Origin of the sequence: Pseudomonas sp. GD04091 (genome assembly GCF_029836165.1) — a bacterium.
Taxonomy (GTDB): Bacteria; Pseudomonadota; Gammaproteobacteria; order Pseudomonadales; family Pseudomonadaceae; genus Aquipseudomonas.
The window spans coordinates 55,989-81,928 of the sequence record NZ_JAOEBG010000011.1 but is presented as its reverse complement, the minus strand read 5'-3'; the positions used below and the strand labels follow the sequence as shown (position 1 = coordinate 81,928).

25 protein-coding genes are annotated in these 25,940 nt (G+C 63.9%); 8 read left to right on the top strand and 17 right to left on the bottom strand.

Annotated elements, in window-relative coordinates; genetic code table 11:
• Nucleotides 1–105 precede the first annotated feature (105 nt).
• The 5 genes from N7422_RS15245 to rplU form a co-directional block, all read right to left on the bottom strand.
• Nucleotides 106–546 (bottom strand): CreA family protein, encoded by a 441-nt coding sequence (locus N7422_RS15245; protein ID WP_279807365.1) that lies wholly within the window; start codon nucleotides 544–546, stop codon nucleotides 106–108.
• Between the two features lie 22 nt (nucleotides 547–568).
• On the bottom strand, nucleotides 569–1,687 hold the full coding sequence (gene proB, locus N7422_RS15240; protein WP_279807306.1) for a glutamate 5-kinase: 1,119 nt from the start codon (nucleotides 1,685–1,687) through the stop codon (nucleotides 569–571).
• Between the two features lie 87 nt (nucleotides 1,688–1,774).
• Nucleotides 1,775–2,998, bottom strand: coding sequence for an Obg family GTPase CgtA (gene cgtA / locus N7422_RS15235; protein ID WP_279807305.1), 1,224 nt, complete (start codon nucleotides 2,996–2,998; stop codon nucleotides 1,775–1,777).
• Between the two features lie 187 nt (nucleotides 2,999–3,185).
• On the bottom strand, nucleotides 3,186–3,443 hold the full coding sequence (gene rpmA / locus N7422_RS15230; protein ID WP_003247464.1) for a 50S ribosomal protein L27: 258 nt from the start codon (nucleotides 3,441–3,443) through the stop codon (nucleotides 3,186–3,188).
• 37 nt (nucleotides 3,444–3,480) lie between these two features.
• Entirely contained in the window at nucleotides 3,481–3,795 is a 315-nt protein-coding gene (gene rplU, locus N7422_RS15225) for a 50S ribosomal protein L21 (protein WP_003247466.1), read from the bottom strand.
• Between the two features lie 245 nt (nucleotides 3,796–4,040).
• Between rplU and N7422_RS15220 the strand changes: the two genes are divergently transcribed.
• From N7422_RS15220 to N7422_RS15210, 3 genes are all read left to right on the top strand, one after another.
• On the top strand, nucleotides 4,041–5,009 hold the full coding sequence (locus N7422_RS15220; protein ID WP_279807304.1) for a polyprenyl synthetase family protein: 969 nt from the start codon (nucleotides 4,041–4,043) through the stop codon (nucleotides 5,007–5,009).
• A gap of 150 nt (nucleotides 5,010–5,159) precedes the next feature.
• Complete coding sequence (locus N7422_RS15215; protein ID WP_046857186.1) at nucleotides 5,160–5,501, top strand: zinc ribbon domain-containing protein YjdM; 342 nt, start codon at nucleotides 5,160–5,162, stop codon at nucleotides 5,499–5,501.
• Nucleotides 5,502–5,652: 151 nt separating this feature from the next.
• Nucleotides 5,653–5,898 carry a hypothetical protein gene (locus N7422_RS15210; RefSeq protein ID WP_028691179.1) on the top strand — a complete coding sequence of 82 codons (246 nt, stop codon included), beginning with the start codon at nucleotides 5,653–5,655 and terminating at the stop codon, nucleotides 5,896–5,898.
• 76 nt (nucleotides 5,899–5,974) lie between these two features.
• On the opposite strand, the gene N7422_RS15205 is transcribed toward N7422_RS15210, so the two are convergent.
• The 5 genes from N7422_RS15205 to N7422_RS15185 form a co-directional block, all read right to left on the bottom strand.
• Complete coding sequence (locus N7422_RS15205; protein WP_186661735.1) at nucleotides 5,975–6,592, bottom strand: FKBP-type peptidyl-prolyl cis-trans isomerase; 618 nt, start codon at nucleotides 6,590–6,592, stop codon at nucleotides 5,975–5,977.
• Nucleotides 6,593–6,677: 85 nt separating this feature from the next.
• Complete coding sequence (locus tag N7422_RS15200) at nucleotides 6,678–6,983, bottom strand: DUF6482 family protein (RefSeq protein ID WP_279807303.1); 306 nt, start codon at nucleotides 6,981–6,983, stop codon at nucleotides 6,678–6,680.
• 132 nt (nucleotides 6,984–7,115) lie between these two features.
• Nucleotides 7,116–7,604: a TIGR00645 family protein gene (locus N7422_RS15195; protein ID WP_279807302.1), complete on the bottom strand. Its 489-nt coding sequence runs from the start codon at nucleotides 7,602–7,604 to the stop codon at nucleotides 7,116–7,118.
• Nucleotides 7,605–7,882: 278 nt separating this feature from the next.
• Entirely contained in the window at nucleotides 7,883–8,221 is a 339-nt protein-coding gene (locus N7422_RS15190; RefSeq protein ID WP_279807301.1) for a hypothetical protein, read from the bottom strand.
• Between the two features lie 163 nt (nucleotides 8,222–8,384).
• A complete protein-coding gene (locus N7422_RS15185) occupies nucleotides 8,385–10,823 on the bottom strand; it encodes an AAA family ATPase (RefSeq protein ID WP_279807300.1) in 2,439 nt (812 codons plus the stop codon).
• A gap of 257 nt (nucleotides 10,824–11,080) precedes the next feature.
• Between N7422_RS15185 and N7422_RS15180 the strand changes: the two genes are divergently transcribed.
• From N7422_RS15180 to N7422_RS15170, 3 genes are all read left to right on the top strand, one after another.
• Nucleotides 11,081–11,569, top strand: coding sequence for a DUF3015 domain-containing protein (locus N7422_RS15180; RefSeq protein WP_279807299.1), 489 nt, complete (start codon nucleotides 11,081–11,083; stop codon nucleotides 11,567–11,569).
• Nucleotides 11,570–11,647: 78 nt separating this feature from the next.
• Nucleotides 11,648–13,501, top strand: coding sequence for a DUF4105 domain-containing protein (locus tag N7422_RS15175; protein ID WP_279807298.1), 1,854 nt, complete (start codon nucleotides 11,648–11,650; stop codon nucleotides 13,499–13,501).
• A gap of 143 nt (nucleotides 13,502–13,644) precedes the next feature.
• Nucleotides 13,645–14,142 (top strand): GreA/GreB family elongation factor, encoded by a 498-nt coding sequence (locus tag N7422_RS15170; protein ID WP_279807297.1) that lies wholly within the window; start codon nucleotides 13,645–13,647, stop codon nucleotides 14,140–14,142.
• A gap of 142 nt (nucleotides 14,143–14,284) precedes the next feature.
• Here the strand turns inward: N7422_RS15170 and gdhA are convergent, their stop codons facing one another.
• From gdhA to N7422_RS15155, 3 genes are all read right to left on the bottom strand, one after another.
• The gene (gene gdhA, locus N7422_RS15165) at nucleotides 14,285–15,625 is read right to left on the bottom strand and encodes an NADP-specific glutamate dehydrogenase (RefSeq protein ID WP_279807296.1); all 1,341 of its coding nucleotides are present in this window, start codon (nucleotides 15,623–15,625) and stop codon (nucleotides 14,285–14,287) included.
• Nucleotides 15,626–15,912: 287 nt separating this feature from the next.
• Nucleotides 15,913–17,580 carry an energy-dependent translational throttle protein EttA gene (gene ettA / locus N7422_RS15160; RefSeq protein WP_110739113.1) on the bottom strand — a complete coding sequence of 556 codons (1,668 nt, stop codon included), beginning with the start codon at nucleotides 17,578–17,580 and terminating at the stop codon, nucleotides 15,913–15,915.
• Nucleotides 17,581–17,808: 228 nt separating this feature from the next.
• Entirely contained in the window at nucleotides 17,809–18,198 is a 390-nt protein-coding gene (locus N7422_RS15155) for a hypothetical protein (protein ID WP_279807295.1), read from the bottom strand.
• 255 nt (nucleotides 18,199–18,453) lie between these two features.
• Here N7422_RS15155 and N7422_RS15150 point away from each other — a divergent pair, with 255 nt between their 5' ends.
• Both N7422_RS15150 and glyA read left to right on the top strand, forming a co-directional pair.
• Nucleotides 18,454–22,287: a GGDEF and EAL domain-containing protein gene (locus N7422_RS15150; protein ID WP_279807294.1), complete on the top strand. Its 3,834-nt coding sequence runs from the start codon at nucleotides 18,454–18,456 to the stop codon at nucleotides 22,285–22,287.
• 309 nt (nucleotides 22,288–22,596) lie between these two features.
• Entirely contained in the window at nucleotides 22,597–23,850 is a 1,254-nt protein-coding gene (glyA, locus tag N7422_RS15145; protein WP_198743758.1) for a serine hydroxymethyltransferase, read from the top strand.
• A gap of 56 nt (nucleotides 23,851–23,906) precedes the next feature.
• Here the strand turns inward: glyA and N7422_RS15140 are convergent, their stop codons facing one another.
• The 4 genes from N7422_RS15140 to N7422_RS15125 all read right to left on the bottom strand — a co-directional run bounded on the left by N7422_RS15140 (nucleotide 23,907) and on the right by N7422_RS15125 (nucleotide 25,927).
• Entirely contained in the window at nucleotides 23,907–24,206 is a 300-nt protein-coding gene (locus N7422_RS15140; protein WP_279807293.1) for a Fis family transcriptional regulator, read from the bottom strand.
• On the bottom strand, nucleotides 24,203–24,559 hold the full coding sequence (locus tag N7422_RS15135; RefSeq protein WP_279807364.1) for a type II toxin-antitoxin system RelE/ParE family toxin: 357 nt from the start codon (nucleotides 24,557–24,559) through the stop codon (nucleotides 24,203–24,205). Before N7422_RS15135 ends, N7422_RS15140 begins: the two co-directional genes overlap by 4 nt.
• 114 nt (nucleotides 24,560–24,673) lie before the next feature.
• Nucleotides 24,674–25,651, bottom strand: a complete 978-nt coding sequence (gene yjiA / locus N7422_RS15130) for a GTPase (RefSeq protein WP_279807292.1) — start codon at nucleotides 25,649–25,651, stop codon at nucleotides 24,674–24,676.
• Nucleotides 25,652–25,729: 78 nt separating this feature from the next.
• Nucleotides 25,730–25,927 carry a YbdD/YjiX family protein gene (locus N7422_RS15125; RefSeq protein WP_279807291.1) on the bottom strand — a complete coding sequence of 66 codons (198 nt, stop codon included), beginning with the start codon at nucleotides 25,925–25,927 and terminating at the stop codon, nucleotides 25,730–25,732.
• Nucleotides 25,928–25,940 lie beyond the last annotated feature (13 nt).

Here is a 25,940-nt window from a genome sequence, read left to right as displayed (position 1 = left end):
CCTTTCGCGACACAAGGCCGCTCCTACAGGGATATACGTACTCCACTGTAGGAGCGGCCTTGTGTCGCGAAAGGAGGCCGAAGGCCTCCCGCTTTTAGTCGGTTATCACTGCGCCCAAGGCACGATCGGAATCGCCGTCACCGCGTTCTGCGGGCTGCCTTCGATCAAGCGGTCGCTGTAAACCAGGTACACCAGCGTGTTGCGCTTCTTGTCGAGAAACCGCACCACCTGCATGGTCTTGAACACCAGCGAGGTGCGCTCCTTGAACACTTCCTCGCCATCCTTCAACTCACCCTTGAAGTTGATCGGACCGACCTGACGACAGGCGATCGACGCCTCGGCGCGGTCTTCGGCCAGGCCCAGGCCACCTTTCAGGCCGCCGGTCTTGGCCCGCGACAGGTAGCAGGTCACCCCCTCCACCTTCGGATCGTCGAATGCCTCGACGACGATGCGATCGTTCGGCCCGACGAACTTGAACACGGTGGACACCTGGCCGATTTCCTCGGCGCCGGCCAGCATCGGCAGCGCCAACGCCACGGCAATCATCCTTTTCAACACGTCAGCTTCCTCAGACCAGGACCAGGTTGTCGCGGTGAACCAGCTCCGGCTCGGCGCTATAGCCCAGCAGGCTCTCGATGGCATCGGACGGCTGACCGATGATCTTCTGCGCCTCCAGGGCGCTGTAGTTCGCCAGGCCACGGGCCACTTCCAGGCCATCGGGGCCGACGCAGACCACCATCTCGCCGCGGCGGAAACTGCCCTGCACGGTCTTCACACCGACCGGCAGCAGGCTCTTGTTGGCCTGACGCAGCGCCTGCACGGCGCCGGTGTCGAGCACCAGGGTGCCACGGGTCTGCAGGTGACCAGCCAGCCATTGCTTGCGCGCGGCGAGCATGCCGCGCTCGGGCGACAGCAGGGTACCCAGGCGCTCGCCGGCTTTAAGACGGTCCAGCACGCGCTCGATACGGCCACCGATGATGATGGTATGGGCACCGGAACGGGCAGCCAGGCGAGCGGCGCGCAGCTTGGTCTGCATGCCACCACGGCCCAGGGCGCCGCCGGTGCCGCCGGCCACGGCGTCCAGCGAAGGATCGTCGGCGCGGGCTTCGTAGATCAGCTGGGCTTCGGGGTTGTTGCGCGGGTCGGCGTCGAACATGCCGTCGCGGTCGGTGAGGATCACCAGCAGGTCGGCTTCCACCAGATTGGCCACCAGCGCCGCCAGGGTGTCGTTGTCGCCGAAGCGAATCTCATCGGTGACCACGGTGTCGTTCTCGTTGATCACCGGCACCACGCCCAGGTCGACCAGGGTGCGCAGGGTGCTGCGGGCGTTGAGGTAACGCTTGCGGTCGGAGAGGTCGTCATGGGTCAGCAGGATCTGCGCAGTGTGCTTGCCATGCTCGCCGAAGCTCGACTCCCAGGCCTGCACCAGGCGCATCTGGCCAATCGAGGCCGCGGCCTGCAGCTCGTTCATCGCGCTCGGTCGCGAGCTCCAGCCCAGCTGGCTCATGCCAGCCGCCACGGCCCCGGAGGAGACCAGCACCAGTTCCACGCCCGCTTCACGCAGGGCCACCATCTGCTCGACCCAGACCGCCATGGCGCCCCGATCGAGCCCCTTGCCGTCGGCGGTCAGCAGCGCGCTGCCGATCTTCACGACCCAGCGCCTGGCGCCAGTCACCTTGCTTCGCATCTTCTCTTCCAACCTATGTCGAATCTGTAGATACCGTGGATACAAAAACGCCGCTCCAGAGAGCGGCGTTTAGTGTACTGCAACCGATCAGTCGCGCACGTAAATGATTTCCGGGCCGTCTTCGTCGTCCTTGAAATCATCCCAGTCGTCATCGTCGCCGATGTCGTGCACGCTCTTGACGCCGGTACGGCGCAGGGTGCGGGCGTCGTCCAGAGCTTGCAGCTGGGCGCGGGCCTCGTCCTCGATGCGCTGGTCGAGCTCAGCCAGTTCCTCGGCATAGGCCGGGTCGTTGGCCAGGCGGTCGGCGCGGTCCTCGAGATAGCGCATCAGGTCATGGCTGAGCTTCTCGGTGCCCTGCTTGGCGATGGCCGAGATCACGTAGACCGGGCCGTCCCAGTTCAGGCGCTCGACCACTTCCTTGACACGCTCGTCGCGCTCGTCGTCCATGATCATGTCGGCCTTGTTCAGCACCAGCCAGCGCTCACGATCGACCAGCGCCGGGCTGAACTGCGCCAGCTCGTTGATGATGATCTCGGCGGCATCGGCCGGGCTGCTGCCGTCCAGCGGCGCCAGGTCGACCAGGTGCAGCAGCACGCGGGTACGCGCCAGGTGCTTGAGGAAGCGGATACCCAGGCCGGCACCTTCGGAGGCACCTTCGATCAGGCCGGGGATGTCGGCGATGACGAAGCTCTTCCAGCGGTCGACGCTGACCACACCCAGGTTCGGCACCAGGGTGGTGAACGGGTAGTCGGCGACTTTCGGCTTGGCGGCCGAGACCGAGCGGATGAAGGTGCTCTTGCCGGCGTTCGGCAGGCCCAGCAGGCCGACGTCGGCCAGGACCTTCATTTCCATCTTCAGGTCGCGCTGCTCACCCGGCTTGCCTGGGGTGGTCTGGCGTGGCGCACGGTTGGTGCTGGACTTGAAGCGGGTGTTGCCCAGGCCGTGCCAGCCGCCCTGGGCGACCATCAGCTTCTGGCCCGGGGTGATCAGGTCGCCGATCACTTCCTGGGTGGAGGCGTCGATCACGGTGGTGCCGACCGGCACGCGCAGGAACAGGTCGTCGCCTTTCTTGCCGGTGCAGTCGGTGCTGCCGCCATTGGAGCCGCGCTGGGCTTCGTGGTGACGGGTATAGCGATAGTCGACGAGGGTGTTGAGGTTCTCGTCGGCCACCATGAACACCGAGCCACCGTCGCCACCGTCACCGCCGTTGGGACCGCCGTTCTCGATGAATTTCTCGCGGCGGAAGCTCATGCAACCATTGCCGCCGTCACCGGCTTTTACCCGGATCGATACTTCGTCTACAAACTTCATTCAAAACCGCCTCTCGTCGGATGACGAGTCGAAAACCAGAAAACCTGAGGCTCTTGCAAAGATGAGCGCGGCGGCCCCGTACGAACCAGAAACCAACGCCGGCAGCCCATACAAACAGCTTTGCAAGAGGCTCACCACAAACGAAAAAGCCCCGTCGCATGACGGGGCTTCTGGAGCGACGTCGCGATTAAGCGGCGACGATGCTCACGTAACGGCGCATGAACTCGCCTTTCTTCTCGAACTTGATCACGCCTTCGATCTTGGCGAACAGGGTGTGATCCTTGCCCATGCCAACGCCGTAGCCAGCGTGGAATTCGGTGCCGCGCTGACGGACGATGATGTTGCCCGGCTTGATAACCTGGCCACCATACATCTTCACGCCAAGGCGTTTCGATTCTGAGTCGCGACCGTTACGAGTACTACCACCAGCCTTCTTGTGAGCCATGGTTCAATTCTCCAATAAATTCAGGGGATCGGGGCGATTAAGCCTGGATACCGGTGATTTTGATTTCGGTGAACCACTGGCGGTGGCCCATGCGCTTCATGTGGTGCTTACGACGACGGAACTTGATGATGCGAACCTTGTCGTGGCGGCCTTGCGAAACGACTTCGGCCACTACTTTAGCACCAGCAACGACTGGAGCGCCGATGGTGACTTCTTCACCGTTGGCGACCAGCAGAACGCGATCGAAGGTCACGGATTCGCCAGTGGCGACTTCCAGTTTCTCGATCTTGAGGAATTCACCTTCAGCGACTTTGTACTGCTTGCCGCCGGTAACGATTACTGCGTAAGACATTTTGAATCTCCGATAATCCTGCTCACCCAGCGCTTTATATGATGAGTATTGGCTGGCATGGCTGCATGGGGCTGGAACGGCCCTGTGCAATTGCGTAAGGCAGGTGCTGCCCAGGAAAGTTAGGGTGCGCGATTGTACGCAACCCTATAAATGCTTGCAAGGGGCGGCCAGGCCCCACGGGCACCGCGCCTTGACACACCGGGACCCGCGACCTAGCATGCCGCGCAACCTCAATGGAGCAGCCGATGCAACCCCAAACCTTCTACCGCGCGGTAGCTGACGATTTCAGCGCCGTCGACGAGATCATCAAGAAGCAGCTGACCTCGCGCGTGCCGCTGGTATCGAAGATCGGCGACTATATCACGTCCGCTGGCGGCAAGCGCCTGCGCCCGCTGCTGGTGCTGCTGTGCGGCAAGGCCCTGGGCCGCGAGGGCGACGACCTGCGCCTGCTGGCGGCGACCATCGAATTCCTGCACACCGCCACCCTGCTGCACGACGACGTGGTCGACATGTCCGGCATGCGCCGTGGCCGCTCCACCGCCAACGCCCTGTGGGGCAATGCGCCCAGCGTGCTGGTGGGTGACTTCCTCTATTCGCGCTCGTTCGAGATGATGGTCGAGCTGGGCTCGATGCCGGTCATGCAGATCCTGTCCAAGGCCACCCGGGTGATCGCCGAGGGTGAAGTGCTGCAGCTGTCGCGCGTGCGCGATGCCAGCACCACCGAAGAGATCTACATGGACGTCATCCGCGGCAAGACCGCGATGCTGTTCGAGGCCTCGACCCACAGCGCGGCGGCCCTGGCCGGCGCCAGCGACGAGCAGCGCGAAGCCTTGCGTACCTTCGGCGATCACCTGGGCGTGGCCTTCCAACTGGTCGACGACCTGCTCGACTACAAGGGCGACTCCGAGACCCTCGGCAAGAACGTCGGTGACGACCTGGCCGAAGGCAAGCCGACCCTGCCGCTGATCTACACCATGCGCGAAGGCACCGCCGAACAGGCCGCGCTGGTACGCCAGGCGATCCAGAAAGGCGGCCTCGAGGACCTGGAGCAGATCCGCCTGGCCGTCGAAGCCTCCGGCGCCCTCGACTACACCGCGCAGATGGCCCGCGACTATGTCGCCCGCGCCATCGCCTGCCTGGAAGTGCTGCCGGCCAGCGAGTACCGGGATGCGCTGGTCGAGCTGAGCGAGTTCGCCGTCGCGCGCACGCACTGATCGCAAACCCTCATCGCGGGGCAAGCCCGCTCCCACGCCATGATGTGCACTGGCGTGGGAGCAGGCTTGCCCCGCGATGCTTTTGTGCATACAAGCACAAAACCTTATACAATGTGCGCCTTTGTCCGTCTGTACTTGAAAGGAAAAGCCGTGAGCACTCTGCCACCCTGCCCCCAATGCAACTCCGAATACACCTACGAGGATGGCACCCAACTGATCTGCCCCGAATGCGCCCACGAATGGTCGGCCAACGGCGAAGCCGAAGCGGCCAGCGACGACGTGGTGAAGAAGGATTCGGTCGGTAACGTCCTGCAGGACGGCGACACCGTCACCGTGATCAAGGACCTCAAGGTCAAGGGCTCGTCGCTGGTGGTCAAGGTCGGCACCAAGGTCAAGAACATCCGCCTGTGCGATGGCGACCACGACATCGACTGCAAGATCGACGGCATCGGCGCGATGAAGCTCAAGTCCGAGTTCGTGCGCAAGGTCTGATGCTCGCCTCTTCGGGGCTACCTGCCTGGTAGCCCTGACAGATCCTGCAACAGGATCACCCGCGCCATTCGGAAGAATTCTTCCAATAGTCTCTTGCTATTTTGATAATAAGAATTATTCTCATTGGAACCGCTATCCAAGGAGAATAGCCATGACCTATCTGATCGACGCCTGGCTCGACCGCCCCCACCCTTACCTGCGCATCCTGCACCGCGAGACCGGCGAAGTGTGCGCCGTGCTCGAGGAGGACGCGCTCGATGAGCTGCGTGACCAGGGTGACCTGGACCTCACGGGACTGAATTCGAGTGAGCCGGGGGTGCTCAAGGAACTGGTGAGGAATCTGTTTCTGTTCTGCTATGCGCGGGCGTTGCGCCCGGGGGGAACGGATTGGAACTGAAAAGCATCGCGGGCCAAGCCCGCTCCCACAGATACCCTACCACCGCGTGGGAGCGGGCTTGCCCCGCGATCAGGCATTACAGAACGTCGAGCAGCTCGACGTCGAACACCAGCACGCTGTGCGGCGGGATGCTGCCGACGCCTTGGGCGCCATAGGCCAGCTCGCTCGGCACGTACAGGCGCCATTTGCTGCCGGCGTTCATCAGCTGCAGGGCCTCGGTCCAGCCAGCGATCACGCCGCCGACCGGGAATTCGGCCGGTTGGCCACGCTCGTAGGAGCTGTCGAACACGGTGCCGTCGATCAGAGTGCCATGGTAGTGAGTACGCACGTTGTCTTCACGCGATGGCTTGGCGCCTTCGCCGGCGGTCAGCACTTCGTACTGCAGGCCCGAGGCCAGGGTGACGATGCCTTCACGCTTGGCGTTGTCAGCCAGGAATTCCTTGCCGGCGGCAGCGGCGGCTTCGGCCTTGGCGGCGGCTTCGGCTTGCATCACTTCGCGGATCACCTTGAAGGCGGCCGACAGGTCTTCTTCGCTGACGCGGCTGTCGGCGCCGTTGAAGGCATCGGTCAGGCCGGCCACGATGGCATTGAGGTTGACGCCTGGTGGCGGGTTGTCGCGCAGTTGGCCACCCAGCTGACGGCCGATGCCGTAGCTGACGCGGGATTCGTCGGTGGACAGATTGAGTTCGGACATTGGCTTGCTCCGCTTTAGGGCGCACTGCAACCGCGCCCTGATGAAAAGGGCGAGCAGCCTAGCACACTGGCGCCGCGCGAAGCAGCTACCAGGCCGAACGCTGGGAAATCGGGACTTTGAGGTCTTCTTCCGGATGCGTGCCCATGCCGCACATCTCGTCCTGCACGGACCAGTGCACCAGGTTCATCGACAGCAAGGGGATCGATTGCAGAAGCAAGCGCGCATCTTCGACCGAATGCACGCGCAAGCGTCGGCCGCGGGGGTCGTCCAGGGGATGGGCACGGCCCTTGACCCGGGCCTCGAGCAGATAGTCACCGCCTTCGATGGCGATCAGGTTGAGTTCGTCGACATGGCCAGCCCTGGCCTCGGTATTGAGCTGATGCAGGTTCATGGGCGTACCTCGCTGCTGGAACCACGCATGAGTGCTCATTTTTTGTACGGAACCTGGAATTAGGCAAGGCACCGCTCGTCAGTTGCGCCGCCTCGCCTTCATTCGCGGGCAAGCCCGCGAAGAAACATCAGATCAATGCTTGCTGATGCGATCCAGGTAACCCATGACGAACGCCGAGACGACGAAGGTCATGTGAATGATCACGTACCACATCAGGTAGTCGGTGGAGATGTTCTGGGCATCCATGAACACCCGCAGCAGGTGGATCGAAGAGATGGCGACGATCGAAGCGGCGACCTTCATCTTCAGCGACGAGGAGTCCATCTTGCCCAGCCAGTTGAGCTTTTCCTTGCTCTCGTCGATGTCCAGCTGCGAGACGAAGTTCTCGTAGCCGGAGATCATCACCATCACCAGCAGGCCGCCGACCAGCGACATGTCGATCAGCGACAGGATCACCAGGATCAGATCGGCCTCGGCGAGGCTGAAGACGTTGGGCAGGACATGGATGATTTCCTGGAAGAACTTCAGGGCCAATGCCAGCAGGCCTAGCGAGAGGCCGAAGTAGATCGGGGCGAGCAGCCAGCGCGAGGCATACATCGCGTTTTCGAGGATACGTTCCATGGACAGTAGAGGACTCGTGAAGTGGCGGGAAAAGCGAGGGCGAGTATAGCCAGCCACCTGTGACAGCAAAAGCCTGCGGCCGGTTTGTAGGAGCGGCCTTGCGTCGCGAAAGGGCTGCGCAGCAGCCCCGGCAACTTTGATGGTGGCTCAGAACCTGAGGCCGCTGCGCGCCCCTTTCCGACCGGTCCGACGCCTCGGCAAGGCCGCTCCCTCAGGGGGCAATTCGCTACGCGACAACGCAGCCCAAAGGGCTGGGCGATCTTCTACAGGGAAGACGCTCAGGTTTCCGGATGGAACTGATAATCCCCGAGATTGCGGCAGCGCTCGCCATTGATCCGGCGCAGTTGCGCCTGCAGGTGCAGGCACCAGATCTGCGGATCCTCGGCCACCTGGTAACCATGAAGGGTAAGGCTGTCGACGATGGCGTTCATCACCGACTCGGCCACCTGAGGGCCATGGAACGGCCCCTGGGCCTTGATCGCCGAGGGTTGTTCGCCGGCCATGCCGGCGGCGAACAGCAAGGTCCACATACCGTTGTCGCCAGCCAGCGGACGGATGCTGCATTCGATGCGGGTCACCAGGCCCAGGCACTGGCGGGTGAGGCTGAGGTTGCGCATGGCGGCGTCCCCTCTGTAAAGCCCTGTTCAGCCTGAAACCGTCAGGCTGTTTCCATCCTGAACCCTGATAGCGTCCTTAAGTTCCACTGTAGCCGACCTGTGGAACAAGTTAGAAAACTGGCGCTGAACGGTAGCACTTCGCCGCCAGCGCCGGTTTATTGACTTATGCAGGCTTGGCCTGGGCGATGACCTCTTCCAGCCGCTCCTTCTCGGCCTCCTTGATTTCTTCCTCGCTGATCATTTCGGCAATCTCCCGCAAGCGCTCGACCACCCGGGCGTTGACGCTGCCCTCGGCGAACTGGCCCTTGTCGTCCAAGGCCCCGGCCTCCTCGCCCACCAACAGGCTGAGGGCCTCGTCGGCCTGACTGACGGCATAGACATGGAAGCGGCCGGCCTCGACAGCCTGCAGCACACGCTCGTCGAGCATCAGCGTGGCGACGTTGGCGCGCGGGATGATCACGCCCTGCTCGCCGGTCAGGCCACGGGCCTCGCAAAGGCGGAAGAAACCTTCGATCTTCTCGTTGACCCCGCCGACCGCCTGCACCTCACCGAACTGGTTGATCGAACCGGTGATGGCGAAACACTGCTTGAGCGGGGTGCGCGACAACGCCGAGATCAACGTGCACGCTTCCCCCAGCGAGGCGCTGTCACCGTCCACATAGCCGTAGGACTGCTCCAGTGCGATGCTCGCCGAAATCGCCAGCGGAAACTCCTGGGCATAGCGGCTGCCCAGGTAGCCGGTAAGGATCATCACGCCCTTGGAGTGGATTGGCTGCCCCAGGTTGACCTCACGCTCGATGTCGACGATACCGCTACCCCCTGGATAGACGGTGGCCGAGATCCGCGCCGGCATGCCGAACGCCGAATCACCGACCTCGAGCACGGTCAGGCCGTTGCACTTGCCGATCGCCGCGCCCTCGGTGTCGATCAGGATGATCCCGGCGAGCATGTCGTCGAGTACCCGCTGCGACACCCGTCCGGTCCGTGTGGCCTTGGCCTTGAGCGCGCGCTCGATGTGCCCGGCGTCGGTCATGTCCTCATTGGCCAGCTGGCGAATGAAGTCCGCCTCGCTGACCAGCTGGAACAGGTCGCCGATGCGCGCCGACAGGCGCGACTGGTTCTCCGCCAGGCGGGCGCTGTAGGTGGCCAGGCGCGCGACCGCGTCGCTGGTCAGCGGCGCCATGCCTTCTTCGTTGGTGCGCGTGCGCAGCAACTGGGCGAACTGCTCCAGGTTCTCGTCGACCATGGGCATGTCTTCGTCGAAGTCCACCAGCACCCGGAACATCTCCTGGAAGTCCGAATCGTGGTCCTGCAGCGCGTAGTACAGCTGGCGCGAGCCGATGATGACCAGCTTGACGCTGAGCGGGATCATCTGCGGCGTCAGGCTCACGGTGGCGACACGACCCAGCTCGCCCAACGGCGATTCCATCTTCAGCTTGCGCGATTGCAAGGCGCGCTTGAGGGCATCCCAGACGAAGGGCTCGCCCAGCATCTTCTCGGCTTCCAGAATGAGGAAGCCGCCATTGGCGCGGTGCAGCGCACCGGGGCGCAGTTGGCGATAAGAGGTGTACAGCGCGCCCTGGTCGGTGCTGTATTCGATACGGCCGAACAGGTTGTCGTAGGTCGGGTGCGGCTCGAACACCACCGGCGCGCCGCCGTTGCCGCAATGGCCGACCACCAGGTTGGGCGCGTACTGCTCCTCGAGCATCTTGCGCGCCACGGCGTCGGTCTTGCTGTCGTCGACCAGTTGCTCGACCACCGTGCGCAACAGGTTCAGTTGCACCGACTGCAGGTAGGCGCACACCGCGGCGTTTTCCGCGTACTTTTCCGACAGCGGCGCCAGCAGCGGCTGCAGCGCGAGGGTGATGGTCTCTTCGTTGAGCTGGCGCAGTTGGTTGTTCGACTCGCGTTTCCACTGCGGCAGGCTGGACAGCTCTTCGTTCAGGCGCTCTTCCAGCTCGCCGATGTCTTCATGAAAGCGCTCGCGCACCTCTTCGGGCAACTGGGCGAATTCGGCTTCGTCCAGTGCCTTGCCGTCGGCCATCGGGGTGAAGGCGACGTTGCTGCTGTCGCGGTACAGCGCCACGTCCTTCTCCAGGGAGGCTCGCTCGATCACGTCCAGGGCGCGGTCGTAACGCTGGTTGAAGGCCCGGTCGATGGCGCCCTTCTTCTGCTGGTAGGAGGGATGTTCGAACACGGCAGGGAAGGTCGCCACCAGGTTGTCGATCAGCCCGTTCATGTCGCTGATGAACTCATGGGCGCTGCCGGCCGGCAGTTCCAGGGCGCGTGGTTCGCGGGAGTCCTCGAAGTTGTTGACATAGAGCCAGTCGGCCGGAGTCAGCTGACGCTTGCCCTCGGCCTTCAGGTAGCGCTTGACGAACGAGAAGCGGCCCGTGCCGGGTTCGCCCATCACATACACGTTGTAACCGGGGCGCGGCATCGCCACGCCGAACTGCAGGGCCTCTACGGCACGCTCCTGGCCCAGGACACCACGAAACGGCTCCAGATCGTCGGTATTGGAAAAAGCAAACTGTTCAGCGGAGAAACGCCGGGTCAGGGCTTCGGGCGCGAGACGCAGGCGCGAGGCGACAGGATCGGGCATTGGGTTTCCTTACTTCGGCGGGGCGGATGAGAGGCATTCTGGCGCTGCCAGCGCGCTGCTTGCAAGGCTCCACGGGACTTTATGTCGCAGCCCAACAAGGCGCTTAGCGCAAGCAATTTTTCGCAATAAACAACGCAACCTTTGGATCGTGCCTAAACTCCAAGCTGCGCAGGGGGATGGTTTTGTCTCCCCGCCCTGGCAACCGCGTTGCCAGAACCCTGACCATTGGTACGACACTTGAGAAAGAGAACAACGCTATGAAACGGATTCTTCTGGGTACTCTGTTCGCCGCTGTCTCGATCAACGCCATGGCCGAAGCGCCGGGCGGCCCGAATTGCGGCTGGGGCAACCTGCTGTTCGAGGGCCAGCGCGGCACCCCGGCCCACTTCCTGGCATCCACCACCAACGGCACTTCCGGTAACGCAACCTTCGGCATGACCTCGGGCACCAATGGCTGCTCGACCAAGGCCGCACTCACCTATGGCGGCAAGTCCTGGTTCGCCATGAACGGCATGATGAACGAGCTGTCCGAAGACATGGCCAAGGGTGAGGGCGAAGCCCTGACCACCTACGCCGTGGTCCTCGGCGTGGCCCCTGAGGACCGCGCGCACTTCGCAGCCGTCACCCACGAGCACTTCCAGCAGATCTTCAGCAGCGCCGATGTGACTGCCGAGTCTGTCCACAGCAACACCCTGGCCGTGCTCAAGAGCGACCCGCAACTGGCCAAGTACGCCACCGAGGCTTGAGTTCCACGCCTCCCGCCCCGGTAGCGGGGCGGGTTTGGCGATCCATCTTTCGGCATCATCCAGACGTAGTTGCCCGACATGCTCAAACGCCTTGCGCCCCTGGCGCTGATCGTCAGCGCCCCGCTTCATGCCGCACCCCAGATCGACCCGGCCCGCATCCAGCAGCTGGCAGCCACGCCCTACTGGATCGCCCTGGGGCACTACGAGACCGCCAAGCTCGGCGGTTGGCGCAGCTATGTGGACGATGAACGCTTCTTCCTCGCCGAGGATGGCGCGCATCATCCGGATCAGGAGCTGCAGGCCACGGTCGCCGCCCTGTACGCCCCACCCAGCCTGGGCGACAAGCACGCCCAGTGCGTGTTCCCCGCGCGCACCCGCTGGCTGCGCGAACAGCTGGCCCTCACCGACCTGCCGAGCCCGGACTGCCAGGAATTCAGTACCTGGTACACATCCATCGACCCGCACAGCGCGGCGTTGATCTTCCCGGCGGCCTACCTCAACAGCCCGTCGTCGATGTTCGGCCACACGCTGCTGCGCATCGACCAGTCCAACACTCGCCGTGACGACACCACGCTGCTGAGCTACGCGATCAACTTCGGCGCCTATATCGAAGGCAGCGACAACAGCATCCTGTATGCCTGGAAAGGCCTGATGGGCGGCTACCCCGGGCTGTTCGCGATGATGCCCTACCAGGAGAAGCTCTCCGAATACCGCAGCCTGGAGAACCGCGACCTGTGGGAATACCAGCTGGACCTGACGCCGGAGGAGACCGGGCGCATGGTGGAGCACGTATGGGAGCTCAAGCAGATCAAGTTCGACTACTTCTTCTTCGACGAAAACTGCTCCTACCGCCTGCTGGAACTGCTGCAGGTGGCGCGCCCAGGCCTGGACCTGACCTCGCAGTTCCCGCTGACCGCCATTCCCACCGACACGGTCAAGGCGGTGAAGCAGTCCGGGCTGGTCACGGACGTGCGCTACCGCCCCTCCCGCGAACGTGAACTGCTGGCCCGCGCCGAACCGCTGGATCACGACGAGAAACAACAGGTGCTGGCCATCAGCGCTGACACCACGTACCTGCAGAGCCCCGGCTTCACCGCCCTGCCCCGCGAGCGCCAGGCCCTGGTGCAGGACGCGGCCTACCGCCTGGAGCGCTACCGGGCCAACGGCCAGGAACGCGACCCGGCCCAGGCCGCCCGCAGTTTCGAACTGCTCAGGGCGATCAACCGCAACCCGCCGCCGCCACAGCAGATCGAACGCCCGGGCCTGCCCGAGGACGGCCACCAGTCGCGCACCTGGCAACTGGGCGTCGGTACACGTGAAGATCGCGCCTACGCCGAGTATGGCCTGCGCATGGCCTATCACGACCTCAACGACAACCTGTACGGATTCCCGCTGGGCGCGCAGATCGAAATCCTGCAGCTCAAACTGCGCCAGTACGAGGGCAACGACTGGCAGGTGCAACGCCTGGACCTGGCCACCATTCGCTCGCTGACACCGCGCAACGCCTTGCTCAAACCCTGGTCGTGGCAGGTCGCCGGCGGCCTGGAGCGTGTGCCGGGCAAGCATGACGACGAAGTGCTGGTCAGCCATGTCAACGGCGGCGCCGGCGGCACCTGGCAACTGAGCGACGACCTGCTGGGCTTCGCCCTGGGCACGGTGCGCATCGAGCATCACAACGACTTCGCCGAGTTCATCGCGCCAGCGGCCGGGTTCAACGGCGGGCTGCTGTGGCGCAACCCGCTGGGCAACCTGACGCTGGAGGCCAAGGGCGATTACTTCACCAATGGCGAAGTGCGGCGCAGCGTGAGCCTGAACCAGCAGTGGGAGATCAGCCGCGACCTGGGGTTGAGGTTGAGTGCCTCGCGGCAGTTCAGCCACCTGGCCACGGCGCAGAACGAGGTGATGCTGGAGCTGAAGTGGTATCAGTACTGATCAACGACGAGCGCGAGCGCCAGTGGCCGCATGAAAATGACCGCAACGCGGCCCGCGCCTATCGTCACAACTGGAGGTCGCAAACGGACAACCGTTGCAACCTGCGACCCGCCACCATGGTCTCCAGAACAAGGAGGCCCCGCATGAGCCGAGCATTCGTCAACGAGGACCAGGCCGCCGCCCAGGCTGACCAGCCGGTGGAGCGCCGGATCAGCGACCAGCCCAACTATGTCACCGCCAGCGGCCTGGCCCTGTTGCAGCAGCGCCTGGCTGTGCTGAAGGCGCGGCACGACGAGCTGCAGGCCGAGGGTGATCGCGCCGACAAGCAGCGCCTGGCCGATACCGAGCGCGATCTGCGTTACTTCACGTCACGCGTGCAAAGCGCGCAGCTGGTGCTTGTGGCCACGTCCACGGAGAAAGTGCAGATTGGCAGCTGGGTGCGGTTCGTCGATGAGCACGAGCAGGAGCATCTGGTGCAACTGGTGGGAGAAGATCAGGCGGATGCCGCCCAGGGACTGATCAACTGGGGCTCGCCGCTGGGGCAGGCGTTGCTGGGAGCGGGGCCTGGGGATGAAGTGCTGTGGCGCAGGCCAGCGGGGGATCAGATGATTGAGATTCTTGAGATCGAGGTTGAAGATTGAGGGCCATGGGGCTGCTTTGCAGCCCTTTCGCGACACAAGGCCGCTCCCACAGGTACTGCGCAAAGGTTGGACCATGCGTTGTACCTGTGGGAGCGGCCTTGTGTCGCGAAAGGGCCGCAGAGCGGCCCCCTGCGATCCAGGATCAGACCACGCCCTGAGCCAGCATGGCGTCGGCGACTTTCACGAAGCCGGCGATGTTGGCGCCTTTTACGTAGTTGATGCGGCCATCGGCCTCTTCGCCATAGTGCACGCAGGCGTGGTGGATCGACTGCATGATGTTGTGCAGCTTGCTGTCCACCTCACCCGCCGTCCACAGCAGGCGCATGGCGTTCTGCGACATCTCCAGGCCCGACACGGCCACGCCACCGGCGTTCGAGGCCTTGCCCGGGGCATAGAGAATGCCGGCCTCGATGAAGATATCCACAGCCTCCAGCGTGGTCGGCATGTTGGCGCCTTCGGCCACGCAGATGCAGCCGTTGCGCAGCAAGGTGCGGGCGTCTTCGGCGTTCAGCTCGTTCTGGGTGGCGCACGGCAGGGCGATGTCGCACGGCAGGCTCCACGGCGTCTGACCCTTGCGGAACTCCAGGCTGAACTGGGTGGCCAACTCGCTCAGGCGGCCGCGCTTGACGTTCTTCAGCTCCATCAGCGCATCCCACTGTGCGTCGCTCAGGCCGGCTTCGCAGAACAGCGTGCCTTCGGAGTCGGACAGCGAGATCACCTTGCCACCCAGGTCCATCACTTTACGCGCGGCGTACTGGGCAACGTTGCCCGAGCCCGAGATGGCCACGCGGCGGCCATCGATGCGCTGGTCCTGGCGCTTGAGCATCTCTTCGGCGAAGTACACGCAACCGTAGCCGGTCGCTTCCGGGCGGATCAGACTGCCGCCATAGGTCATGCCCTTGCCGGTCAGTACCGAGGTGAACTGGTTGGCCAGGCGCTTGTACTGGCCGAACAGGAAGCCGATTTCACGGGCGCCGACGCCGATATCACCGGCCGGCACATCGAGGTCGGCGCCGATGTGGCGGTACAGCTCGCTCATGAACGCCTGACAGAAGCGCATCACCTCGGCGTCGCTCTTGCCCTTGGGGTCGAAGTCCGAACCGCCCTTGCCGCCGCCCATGGGCAGCGAGGTCAGCGAGTTCTTGAACACCTGCTCGAAGGCCAGGAACTTGAGCACGCCCAGGTTCACCGAAGGATGGAAGCGCAGGCCGCCCTTGTACGGGCCGATGGCACTGCTCATCTGGATGCGGTAGCCGCGGTTGACCTGGACCTTGCCCTGGTCATCGACCCACGAAACGCGGAACAGCACGGCGCGCTCGGGCTCGACCATGCGCTCGAGGATACCGGCTTCAAGATAGTGGGGATGCTGGTCGAGGAAGGGCCACAAGCTGCGCAGCACCTCTTCCACGGCCTGGTGGAATTCGGGCTGGCCCGGGTCGCGCTGTTGCAGACGGGCCAGGAAATCGTCGACGGATTCGATCATGGTAGACATCTCACCAAGAGGGATTGTTTTTTGGTTTTTGCGCGAATGTACCAAGAACCAATCGCACTGGAACAGGGCGAGATGTCGTTTTTATGAAATTATTTGGTGCGTTTTCTATAACTGTATACAAGTTTCCAGGCTTGCTCGTGGGGGCGGGTCGGCCCCGCGATCTTCTGTAGGGCAGCAATCGCGGGCGAGCCCGCTCCCGCGCAGCCTAGCCAACTGCCTGAATGCCAGGCACAAAAATGGGGCCCCGAAGGGCCCCATCGCTGTGCAGCGAAACCCGCTTACTGGGCCAGTTTCTTGTGACGCACACGGTGCGGCTGGGCGGCGGCGTCGCCCAGGCGCTTCTTGCGGTCGGCCTCGTACTCGGTGTAGTTGCCTTCGAAGAACACCACGCTCGAGTCGTCTTCGTACGCCAGGATGTGCGTGGCCACACGGTCCAGGAACCAACGGTCGTGGGAAATCACGATGGCGGCGCCCGGGAAGTCCAGCAGGGCTTCTTCCAGGGAACGCAGGGTTTCGACGTCGAGGTCGTTGGACGGTTCGTCGAGCAGCAGGACGTTGCCGCCCTCTTTCAGGGTCAGGGCCAGGTGCAGACGGCCACGCTCACCACCAGAGAGGTCCTTGACGAACTTCTGCTGGTCGCCGCCCTTGAAGTTGAAGCGCCCGACGTAGGTGCGCGACGGGATCTCGTAGCTGCCGATGCGGATCTGGTCGGAACCGTCGGAGATCTGCTGGAACACGGTCTTGCTGCCGTCCAGGTCCTCGCGGCTCTGGTCGACGCAGGCCAGTTGCACGGTTTCACCGATCTCGATGCTGCCCGAGTCCGGCTGCTCCTTGCCCATCAGCATGCGGAACAGGGTCGATTTACCGGCACCGTTACCACCGATCACGCCAACGATGGCGCCCTTGGGCATGGCGAACGACAGGTTGTCGATCAGCACGCGATCGCCATAGCCCTTGGTGACGTTCTTGAACTCGATGACCTTGTCGCCCAGGCGTGGACCGGCCGGGATGTAGATCTCGTTGGTCTCGCTGCGTTTCTGGAATTCCTGCGACTGCATTTCCTCGAAGCGCTGCAGACGGGCCTTGGACTTGGACTGGCGGGCCTTGGCGCCTTTGCGCACCCACTCCAGTTCCTCTTTCATGGCCTTTTCGTGGGCGCTCTGCTGCTTGGATTCCTGGGCCAGACGATCCGACTTGGCCTCCAGCCAGCCCGAGTAGTTGCCTTCGTACGGGATGCCGGCGCCGCGGTCCAGTTCGAGGATCCAGCCGGCGACGTTGTCGAGGAAGTAACGGTCGTGGGTGATCGCCACCACGGTGCCGGGGAAGTCGTGGAGGAAGCGCTCCAGCCAGGCCACCGAGTCGGCGTCCAGGTGGTTGGTCGGTTCGTCCAGCAGCAGCATGTCGGGGGCCGACAGCAGCAGGCGGCACAGGGCCACGCGGCGCTTCTCGCCACCGGACAGGTGCTCGATCTTCGCGTCCCAGGCCGGCAGGCGCAGGGCGTCGGCGGCGACGTCCAGCTGGCGCTCCAGATTATGGCCGTCGGCGGCCTGCAGGATGGCCTCGAGCTTGGCCTGTTCTGCGGCCAGCTTGTCGAAGTCGGCGTCCGGGTCGGCGTAGGCGGCGTAGACCTCGTCCAGGCGAGCCTGGGCGTCCTTGATCACGCTGACCGCTTCCTCGACCACTTCACGCACGGTCTTGGTCGGGTCCAGCTGCGGCTCCTGGGGCAGGTAGCCGACGTTGATGTCGGGCATCGGACGGGCTTCGCCGTCGAATTCCTTGTCGACGCCCGCCATGATCCGCAGCAGGGTCGACTTGCCCGCGCCGTTCAGGCCCAGCACGCCGATCTTGGCGCCCGGGAAGAACGACAGGGAAATGTTCTTGAGAATTTCCCGCTTCGGCGGCACGACCTTGCTCAGCCGATGCATGGTGTAGACGTATTGAGCCAAAACCAAGCCCTCTATAGATAGGTAAAGACACGCGCCCCGGCCTGGGCCAGGGGGATGTGATCACGGGGTGTCGTTGAACAAAGTGGGCCATTCTACGCCAAGTCGCGGCGTTGCACAGATGGGGTAGATGGCGAGGCCGCTCGGCGGCTATCGCGGGGCAAGCCCGCGCCCACGAAACGATGCGCAGGCGTGGGAGCGGGCTTGACCCGCGACAGAGGTGACGCAGGCTCAGACGTGAGCTTGCTTTACCTTGCCACGCGGCAGGCGGCAGCGGTCCGACTGCTCGGCCAGACGCGCGGCCCACGCCGACTTGACGCTGAAGCCACCACTGCGGGCAGGTTTTTCAGCAGCCTTGGCGGCGGGCTTGCTCGCGACCTTGGCGGGTGCGGCGACAGGCTTGGCAAGCGCCGGGGCGACGGGCTCGAGCGCAGGCTTGGCCTGCTTGCGCAGTTCGGCCAGCGACGGTGTCTTGTTTTTCGCGGCAACCGCGTCTGGCTTGGCCAGCGAGCGCTGGCAGGTCTTGCAGGATACGTCCTCGGCCACGGCAGTGCTGACCAGCGTCTGACTGCTGCGCCCGCAGGCGGAATCGAGGCCATTGGTGGAATAGTGGGTAACCAAAACCGTACATCTCCGATGCGTTGACTATTGAAGCGGGCGGCATTCTCGCACAGCTTGCAGGGGCTTGCCGAACCGACGTGACCAGTTGCCGCGTCGTCAACGGACGCACGGACTGGCACTTTGCCATGTTTGAAGGCATGCTAGTCGGCTTCCCCGGTGCACCTATATAGTTCGCCCGGCGACCGCGGCATGCGCCGTGCATGCACCGGGAATGCAGCCCCCTGCCATCGCCAGCACAATCGCAGGACCCAACGCTTGACCAATCTCACGCAACCGTCATCCCTGCCCCCTGCCGACTCCAAGGCGGGCGTGCACCCGCGTGGCTCGCTCAAGGGAGCGCTGGCGCTGCTCGCCCTGGTTCTGCTGGGTCTGCTGTTCTGGCAACTGTTCGCCCAGTTCCGCCACACCCAGGCCGACCTGCGCCAGCAAAGCCTGGCGAGCAGCGCGGAACTTGCCGATCACCTGGGGCTGAACATGGCCCTCAAGGCCCAGCAATCACTGAACCTGCTCCAGCCCTACGTCAATCCCCCGACGCCCGCCGCACTGCCTACCCTGCTCGCCACCTTGCAGGCACGCCTGCCGTCCCTGCGCGATCTGGCGTGGCTGGACGCCAGCGGGCAGGTGCGCAGCGACACACTGAACGGCACTGCGGACCGTCAGTCGATTGACGAGCTCCTGCAGTTGAATCAGGGCCGTGCCTTTTTCTATGGCAACGCGCCCGACAACCAGCGGGTCTACCTGCTGCTGCGCCAACCCAGCGAACAGGACCGCGGCTACTGGCTGCTGCGGCTGGACAGTCGGTTCTACCAGGAATTGACCGAGCACCTTGACGGATCGGGCCATCCCCTCTGGCTGCTGGAAAACAGCCGCAACGCCGAGGTGATCAAGCGCCACGGCCCCCGACAGAGCAGCGACGAACCGCTGCAGAGCGTGATGCTCGCCTTCATCGACAACAGCACCTGGCAACTGCGTGGCCTGTTCGATGCCGGGCTGGCTCGCGACAAGCTGCTCCCGGCCCTGCTTGGCAAAGGCCTGCTGGTGCTGTTCTGCGCCCTGCTGCCGGTGCTGGCGCTGATCAACATGCGCCGCCGCCAACGTGCCCTGCAGGAAGACCGCCGGCGCTACCAGGAAATCTTCGAAGGCACCGGCGTGGCCCTGTGCGTGCTCGATCTCTCCAGCCTGCCCGGGCAACTGGACCGCTACCACCTGCGCAACCGTGCCGCGCTCAGGCAGAGCCTGGCCCTGGACTCCAACCTGCGGCGCACGCTGCTGACGGAGTTGAAAATCACCGAGATCAACCAGGTCGCCCGCCAGTTGCTGAACGTCGAGTGCCATGAAGGTGCCTGGCAACGCCTGATCCAAGGCAGCGGCAATGGCCGCGACAGCGTTGGCATGCAACTGATCGATGCGCTGATCGAGGAACGCCAGCAACTGGAACTCGAGGTGCGCCTGCCCGCGCCGCTGGGGGGTGAGCTGCACCTGTGGCTGATGGCGCGCCTGCCCCAGCAGCGCCGCGATTACCAGGCGGTGATTCTCAGCATCAGCGACATCACCAGCCGCAAGCAGGTGGAGCTGTCGTTGCTCGAACGCGAGAGTTTCTGGTCGGACGTGGTGCGCACCGTGCCCGACCAGCTCTACGTGCAGGACGTGAACAGTCAGCGGATGATCTTCAGCAACCGCCACCTGGGCCAGACACTGGGCTACGACCGCGCGGAACTGGCACAGATGGGCGATTGTTTCTGGGAAGTGCTGCTGCATCCCGGCGACGCCGAGCACTACCGCGCCCTGCGCCAGCAGCAGCGCGACACCAGCTACGGACAATCGCTGCACTGCCAGCAACTGCGCTTCCGCCACCGGGACGGCGGCTGGCGCTGCTACGACATCCGCGAGCAGGTGCTGACCCGCGACAGCGACGGCCAGGTCACCCGCATCATCGGCGTGGGCAAGGACGTCACGGTACAGGTCGAGGCCAGCGAGTCGCTGCGCGACAGCGAGCAGCGCTATCGCATGCTCGCCGAAAGCATCAGTGATGTGATCTTCTCCACCGACAGCCAGCTGCAGCTCAACTATGTCAGCCCCTCGGTGCAGGCGGTACTGGGCTACCAGGCCGACTGGATCTTCGCCAACGGCTGGCAATCGATCATCGCCAACCCCGGCCAGCTGACCGGCGTCTACAGCCTGCTGGAGCGGGTCAGCAAGGCACTGGGCGACTGCACGCAACTGAATCAGCTGCGCGACACCCTGCCCACCCAGCTGTTCCTGTTCGACTGCCTGCGCGCCGATGGCCGCAAGATCCCCATCGAGCTGCGCCTGGTACTGGTCTGGGACGAACACAGCCGCTTCGAGGGTGTGCTCGGCGTGGGCCGCGACATCAGCCAACAGCGCCGCGCCGAGAAAGACCTGCGCATGGCGGCGACGGTATTCGAACACTCCACCTCGGCGATCCTCATCACCGACCCGGCCGGGTACATCGTCCAGGCCAACGAAGCGTTCAGCCGCGTCAGCGGCTACGCCGTGGCCGAAGTCCTCGACCAATTGCCCGGCATGCTCACCGTAGAGCAGCAGCAGAGCGCGCAGCTGGGCTACGTGCTCAAGCAACTGAGCCAGCGCGGCAGTTGGGAGGGCGAGGTGTGGCTGAAACGGCGCAACGGCGAGCACTACCCGGCCTGGGTCGGCATCACCGCGGTGCTCGACGACGAAGGCGACCTGGCCAGCTACGTGTGCTTCTTCACCGACATCAGCGAGCGCAAGGCCAGCGAACAGCGCATCCATCGCCTGGCGTACTACGACGCCCTGACCCACCTGCCCAACCGCACGCTGTTCCAGGATCGCCTGTACACCGCCCTGCAGCAGGCCGAGCGGCACAAGGCCTGGGTGGTGCTGATGTTCCTAGACCTCGACCGTTTCAAGCCGATCAACGACTCCCTCGGCCACGCTGCGGGCGATCGCATGCTCAAGGACATGGCCGAGCGTCTGCTGGCCTGCGTCGACGACGACGACACCGTGGCGCGCATGGGCGGCGACGAATTCACTCTGTTGCTGCAGCCCCGGGCAACACGCGAGCAGGCGCTCAACCGCGCCATCCATGTCGCCGAGAACATCCTCGGCGGGCTGGTCACGCCCTTCGTCCTGGAAAACCGCGAGTTCTTCGTCACCGCCAGTATCGGCATCGCCCTGAGCCCGCAGGATGGCAGCGAACTCAGCCAGCTGATGAAGAACGCCGACACCGCCATGTACCACGCCAAGGAGCGCGGCAAGAACAACTTCCAGTTCTACCAGGCAGACATGAACGCCAGCGCCCTGGAGCGCCTGGAGCTGGAAAGCGACCTGCGCCACGCCCTGGAGCAGAACGAGTTCATCCTCTACTATCAGCCGCAGTTCAGCGGCGACGGCAAGCGCCTGACCGGCGCCGAGGCGCTGCTGCGCTGGCGCCATCCGACCCGCGGCCTGGTGCCGCCGGGCGACTTCATCCCGGTGATCGAGGAGCTGGGCCTGGTGGTCGACGTCGGCGACTGGGTCCTGCGCGAGGCCAGCCGTCAGCTCAAGGCCTGGCACAAGGAGAAGGTGCGGGTACCGAAAGTGTCGGTGAACATTTCCGCCCGGCAGTTCTCCGATGGCCAGCTGGGCACGCGCATCGCCACCATCCTCGAGGAGACCGGCCTGCCCCCGGCGTGCCTGGAGCTGGAGCTGACCGAGAGCATCCTGATGCGTGAGGTCAACGAGGCCATGCAGATCCTCGACAGCCTGAAGAACCTGGGCCTGAGCATCGCGGTCGACGACTTCGGCACTGGCTACTCGTCGCTCAACTACCTCAAGCAGTTCCCCATCGACGTGCTGAAGATCGACCGTACCTTCGTCGACGGCCTGCCCGAAGGCGAACAGGACGCGCAGATCGCCCGGGCGATCATCGCCATGGCCCACAGCCTCAACCTGGCGGTGATCGCCGAGGGCGTGGAGACCCATGAGCAGCTGGAGTTCCTGCGCGAGCATGGCTGCGACGAGGTCCAGGGCTACCTGTTCGGCCGGCCGATGCCGGCCAACCAGTTCGAAGCGCAGTTCAGCAACGAGACGTTGTTCATGTTCCAGTGACGGCGGTGCCACACGGTCCCTGTAGGAGCGGCCTTGTGTCGCGAAAGGACCGCAAAGCGGTCCCGGCGATCTTGGCGTGAATGCTGACATCCTGGGGCCGTTGCACGGCCCTTTCGCGACGCAAGGCCGCTCCTACAGAGGCACGGCGCAGCGCTGGAAAACCGGACCCAAAGGTCAACTCCAGCCCAGCCACGGCGCGGTCTGCAACATGAAGGCCATTGGTCCGCGACTTGATGCCACTTCATATGCCAGCGGCGAATCAATCGGTTAGAATGCCCCCCCAATTCAGCCCGATCCTTGAGGACCGCCATGTTCAGCCGTGATTTGACCATTGCCAAGTACGACGCCGAGCTCTTCGAAGCCATGCAGCAAGAAGCCCTGCGCCAGGAAGAGCATATCGAGCTGATCGCTTCGGAAAACTACACCAGCCCGGCTGTCATGGAAGCCCAGGGCTCGGTCCTGACCAACAAGTACGCCGAAGGCTACCCAGGCAAGCGCTACTACGGTGGTTGCGAGTACGTCGACGTGGTCGAGCAACTGGCCATCGACCGCGCCAAGGAACTGTTCGGCGCCGACTACGCCAACGTCCAGCCGCACGCCGGCTCCCAGGCCAACGCCGCCGTCTACCTGGCCCTGCTGTCGGCCGGTGACACAATCCTGGGCATGAGCCTGGCCCACGGTGGCCACCTGACCCACGGCGCCAGCGTTTCCTCCTCGGGCAAGCTGTACAACGCCATCCAGTACGGTATCGACGCCAACGGCCTGATCGACTACGACGAAGTCGAAGCGCTGGCCCTGGAGCACAAGCCGAAGATGATCGTCGCCGGCTTCTCGGCCTACTCGCAGGTCCTGGACTTCCCACGCTTCCGCGAAATCGCCGACAAGGTCGGTGCCTACCTGTTCGTCGACATGGCCCACGTCGCTGGCCTGGTTGCCGCTGGCGTCTACCCGAACCCGGTGCCGTTCGCCGACGTGGTCACCACCACCACCCACAAGACCCTGCGTGGTCCACGTGGCGGCCTGATCCTGGCGCGCGCCAACGCCGACATCGAGAAGAAGCTGAACTCCGCCGTCTTCCCGGGCGCCCAGGGTGGCCCGCTGGAGCACGTCATCGCCGCCAAGGCGATCTGCTTCAAGGAAGCCCTGCAGCCTGAGTTCAAGGCTTACCAGCAGCAAGTGGTGAAGAACGCCCAGGCCATGGCCGAAGTGTTCATCGAGCGTGGTTTCGACGTCGTTTCCGGCGGTACCCAGAACCACCTGTTCCTGCTGTCGCTGATCAAGCAGGAAATCTCCGGTAAGGACGCCGACGCCGCCCTGGGCAAGGCTTTCATCACCGTCAACAAGAACTCGGTCCCGAACGACCCACGTTCGCCGTTCGTCACCTCGGGCCTGCGTTTCGGCACCCCAGCCGTCACCACCCGTGGCTTCAAGGAAGCCGAGTGCCGCGAACTGGCTGGCTGGATCTGCGACATCCTGGCCGACCTGAACAACGAAGCGGTGATCGACGCCGTGCGTGAGAAGGTCAAGGCCATCTGCAAGAAGCTGCCGGTGTACGGCAACTGATCGGCAGACGCCTGATGTGAAAAAGCCCGGCCATGTGCCGGGCTTTTTCATGCGCCTCATCGCGCTGACGTGACATCGGGCACCAGGCGTATTTCCACACGCTGCCCCAGGGCTCTCGCCGCGCTGGCCAGGGTTGCCAGCGTCATGCCGGCATCCGTCTGGTCAAGCGCTCGATCGACTGCGGTGCGGCTGGTGTGCATGCGCTCCGCGAGCGCCTTCTTGCTGACCTTCTGCCGCTTCATGGCCTCTGTCAACTGCCAGGCGATCACCCGCTTGAGCGCTGCGGCGGTGACCTCCTCCAGGAGGCCTTCTTCGGCGAGAAAATCGTCGAAATCCGAACCAATGTATGGGTTCATATCGCTTGCCTCCTCAGGTTCGCCCTGCGTTTCCTGGCCAATGCGAGGTCAACCGAGGGCGTCTTTTGACTTTTCTTGATAAACCCATGGAGCAATATCATCACCCCATCGATGATCGTGAACAGCATGCGTCCCACGGTGTCTCCCAGATCGACACGAATCTCCCAAAGCCCGCTTTCCATCTTTCGCACCAGAGGCATGCCAAGTGGCCAGCCGATCTGCACGGTCTTGATCTCGGCCCCGATCAACTGGCGCTGATCGCGCGGCAAGGCTTTCAACCACTCCCGCACAGGCTCGTTGCCAAGTTCACTGCGAAAGAAAAGCACGCTGACTTGAGGAGGTGTCGCGACCAAGTGTACCAAAAAAGGTGCTCCTTTCAAGAGAGGCCATGCCGACTGGCCCGATCAATTGAACGAAGCAAAAAAATGCCGCCATTCGGCGGCATCAACCTGTCAGCTACATCCCACTCATGCGTGTCCCAATGCCTCGAAGCCTGCCCGAATCCTCGCCTCCGGCAATTCATCGGCAATGAACACCATCACGCTTTCCCGCGCCTCACCGTCCTGCCACTCGGCATCCCAGTCGAAACCGTACAGTTTCAGCACGCCCTGGAATACCAGGCGGCGGTCTTCGCCGGCGATGTTCAGCACGCCTTTGTAGCGCAGCAACTGCTTGCCGTGCTCCTCGAGCAGCTCGTTCATGAAGTCGCTGAGGCGGTCGATGTCCAGCGGGGTCTCGGTACGCAGTACCAGGGTCGAAATGCGATCAGGTGTCGCGGGCTTGAGCACCGGGCGCAGGCCCGGCTTGAGGCTGAGTCCCAGATCAGGGTTGAGATTGAAGCCGCGCACATCGAGCAGCTCGGCCAGGTCGATGCGACCATGCTCCACCACGCGGATCGCCGCTCGGCCATTGATGCGTGCCAGGCGCTCGCGCAGAGCCTCGACCAGCTGTGGCTCGACCAGGTCGGTCTTGCTCAGCAGCAGGCAATCGGCGAAGCCGACCTGGGCCTGGGCGATGGCCTGGGTCAGGTGCAGCTCGGCGTGGGCGGTATCAACCAGGGTGATGATGCCGTCGAGGATATAGCGCTCGCGCAACTCTTCATCGATGAAGAACGTCTGCGCCACCGGCGCCGGGTCGGCCAGGCCGGTGCACTCGATCACCAGGCGGTCGAAGGCGATCTCGCCGGCATCCAGGCGCTCGAGCAGCAAGTACAGGGCGCGGGTCAGGTCACCATGGATGCTGCAGCAAACGCAGCCGTTGGCCAGGGTCATGACCTGTACCGGTTCATCGCCCAGCAGCTGGCTGTCGATGCCGGCCTCGCTGAACTCGTTCTCGATCACGGCGAGCTTCAGGCCGTGTTCGGCCTTGAGCATGTGCTTGAGCAGGGTGGTCTTGCCGGCGCCGAGGAAGCCGGTCAGCACGGTAACGGGAATCGGCGTTTGCACGCGGTAGTCTCCTGGAGCTGAAAATGAAAGTGGGAGCCCGGTTTCCCGGGCTCCCACTGGTTCACGCGTGTCGCGGGTTCAACAGCACTTGGGCCCGGACTTGCCACCATAGCGTGCTTCCTGGCGCTCGCGGAAGAACTCTTCGTAGCTCATCACCGGCTTGTCCGGGTGCTTGGTCTGCATGTGCTCGACATAGTTGTCGTAGTCGGGCATGCCGACCATCAGGCGGGCGGCCTGCCCCAGGTACTTACCCAGTTTCCCCAGGTCGTTGAACATCGCGGCGGTCCTC

What these genes read in the sequence shown, in the direction of transcription:
- N7422_RS15245 (WP_279807365.1), bottom strand. Translation starts at nt 546, where the DNA reads ATGATTGCCGTGGCGTTGGCGCTGCCGATGCTGGCCGGCGCCGAGGAA.
- proB (WP_279807306.1), bottom strand. Translation starts at nt 1,687, where the DNA reads ATGCGAAGCAAGGTGACTGGCGCCAGGCGCTGGGTCGTGAAGATCGGC.
- cgtA (WP_279807305.1), bottom strand. Translation starts at nt 2,998, where the DNA reads ATGAAGTTTGTAGACGAAGTATCGATCCGGGTAAAAGCCGGTGACGGC.
- rpmA (WP_003247464.1), bottom strand. Translation starts at nt 3,443, where the DNA reads ATGGCTCACAAGAAGGCTGGTGGTAGTACTCGTAACGGTCGCGACTCA.
- rplU (WP_003247466.1), bottom strand. Translation starts at nt 3,795, where the DNA reads ATGTCTTACGCAGTAATCGTTACCGGCGGCAAGCAGTACAAAGTCGCT.
- N7422_RS15220 (WP_279807304.1), top strand. Translation starts at nt 4,041, where the DNA reads ATGCAACCCCAAACCTTCTACCGCGCGGTAGCTGACGATTTCAGCGCC.
- N7422_RS15210 (WP_028691179.1), top strand. Translation starts at nt 5,653, where the DNA reads ATGACCTATCTGATCGACGCCTGGCTCGACCGCCCCCACCCTTACCTG.
- N7422_RS15205 (WP_186661735.1), bottom strand. Translation starts at nt 6,592, where the DNA reads ATGTCCGAACTCAATCTGTCCACCGACGAATCCCGCGTCAGCTACGGC.
- N7422_RS15200 (WP_279807303.1), bottom strand. Translation starts at nt 6,983, where the DNA reads ATGAACCTGCATCAGCTCAATACCGAGGCCAGGGCTGGCCATGTCGAC.
- N7422_RS15195 (WP_279807302.1), bottom strand. Translation starts at nt 7,604, where the DNA reads ATGGAACGTATCCTCGAAAACGCGATGTATGCCTCGCGCTGGCTGCTC.
- N7422_RS15190 (WP_279807301.1), bottom strand. Translation starts at nt 8,221, where the DNA reads ATGCGCAACCTCAGCCTCACCCGCCAGTGCCTGGGCCTGGTGACCCGC.
- N7422_RS15185 (WP_279807300.1), bottom strand. Translation starts at nt 10,823, where the DNA reads ATGCCCGATCCTGTCGCCTCGCGCCTGCGTCTCGCGCCCGAAGCCCTG.
- N7422_RS15180 (WP_279807299.1), top strand. Translation starts at nt 11,081, where the DNA reads ATGAAACGGATTCTTCTGGGTACTCTGTTCGCCGCTGTCTCGATCAAC.
- N7422_RS15175 (WP_279807298.1), top strand. Translation starts at nt 11,648, where the DNA reads ATGCTCAAACGCCTTGCGCCCCTGGCGCTGATCGTCAGCGCCCCGCTT.
- N7422_RS15170 (WP_279807297.1), top strand. Translation starts at nt 13,645, where the DNA reads ATGAGCCGAGCATTCGTCAACGAGGACCAGGCCGCCGCCCAGGCTGAC.
- gdhA (WP_279807296.1), bottom strand. Translation starts at nt 15,625, where the DNA reads ATGATCGAATCCGTCGACGATTTCCTGGCCCGTCTGCAACAGCGCGAC.
- glyA (WP_198743758.1), top strand. Translation starts at nt 22,597, where the DNA reads ATGTTCAGCCGTGATTTGACCATTGCCAAGTACGACGCCGAGCTCTTC.
- N7422_RS15140 (WP_279807293.1), bottom strand. Translation starts at nt 24,206, where the DNA reads ATGAACCCATACATTGGTTCGGATTTCGACGATTTTCTCGCCGAAGAA.
- N7422_RS15125 (WP_279807291.1), bottom strand. Translation starts at nt 25,927, where the DNA reads ATGTTCAACGACCTGGGGAAACTGGGTAAGTACCTGGGGCAGGCCGCC.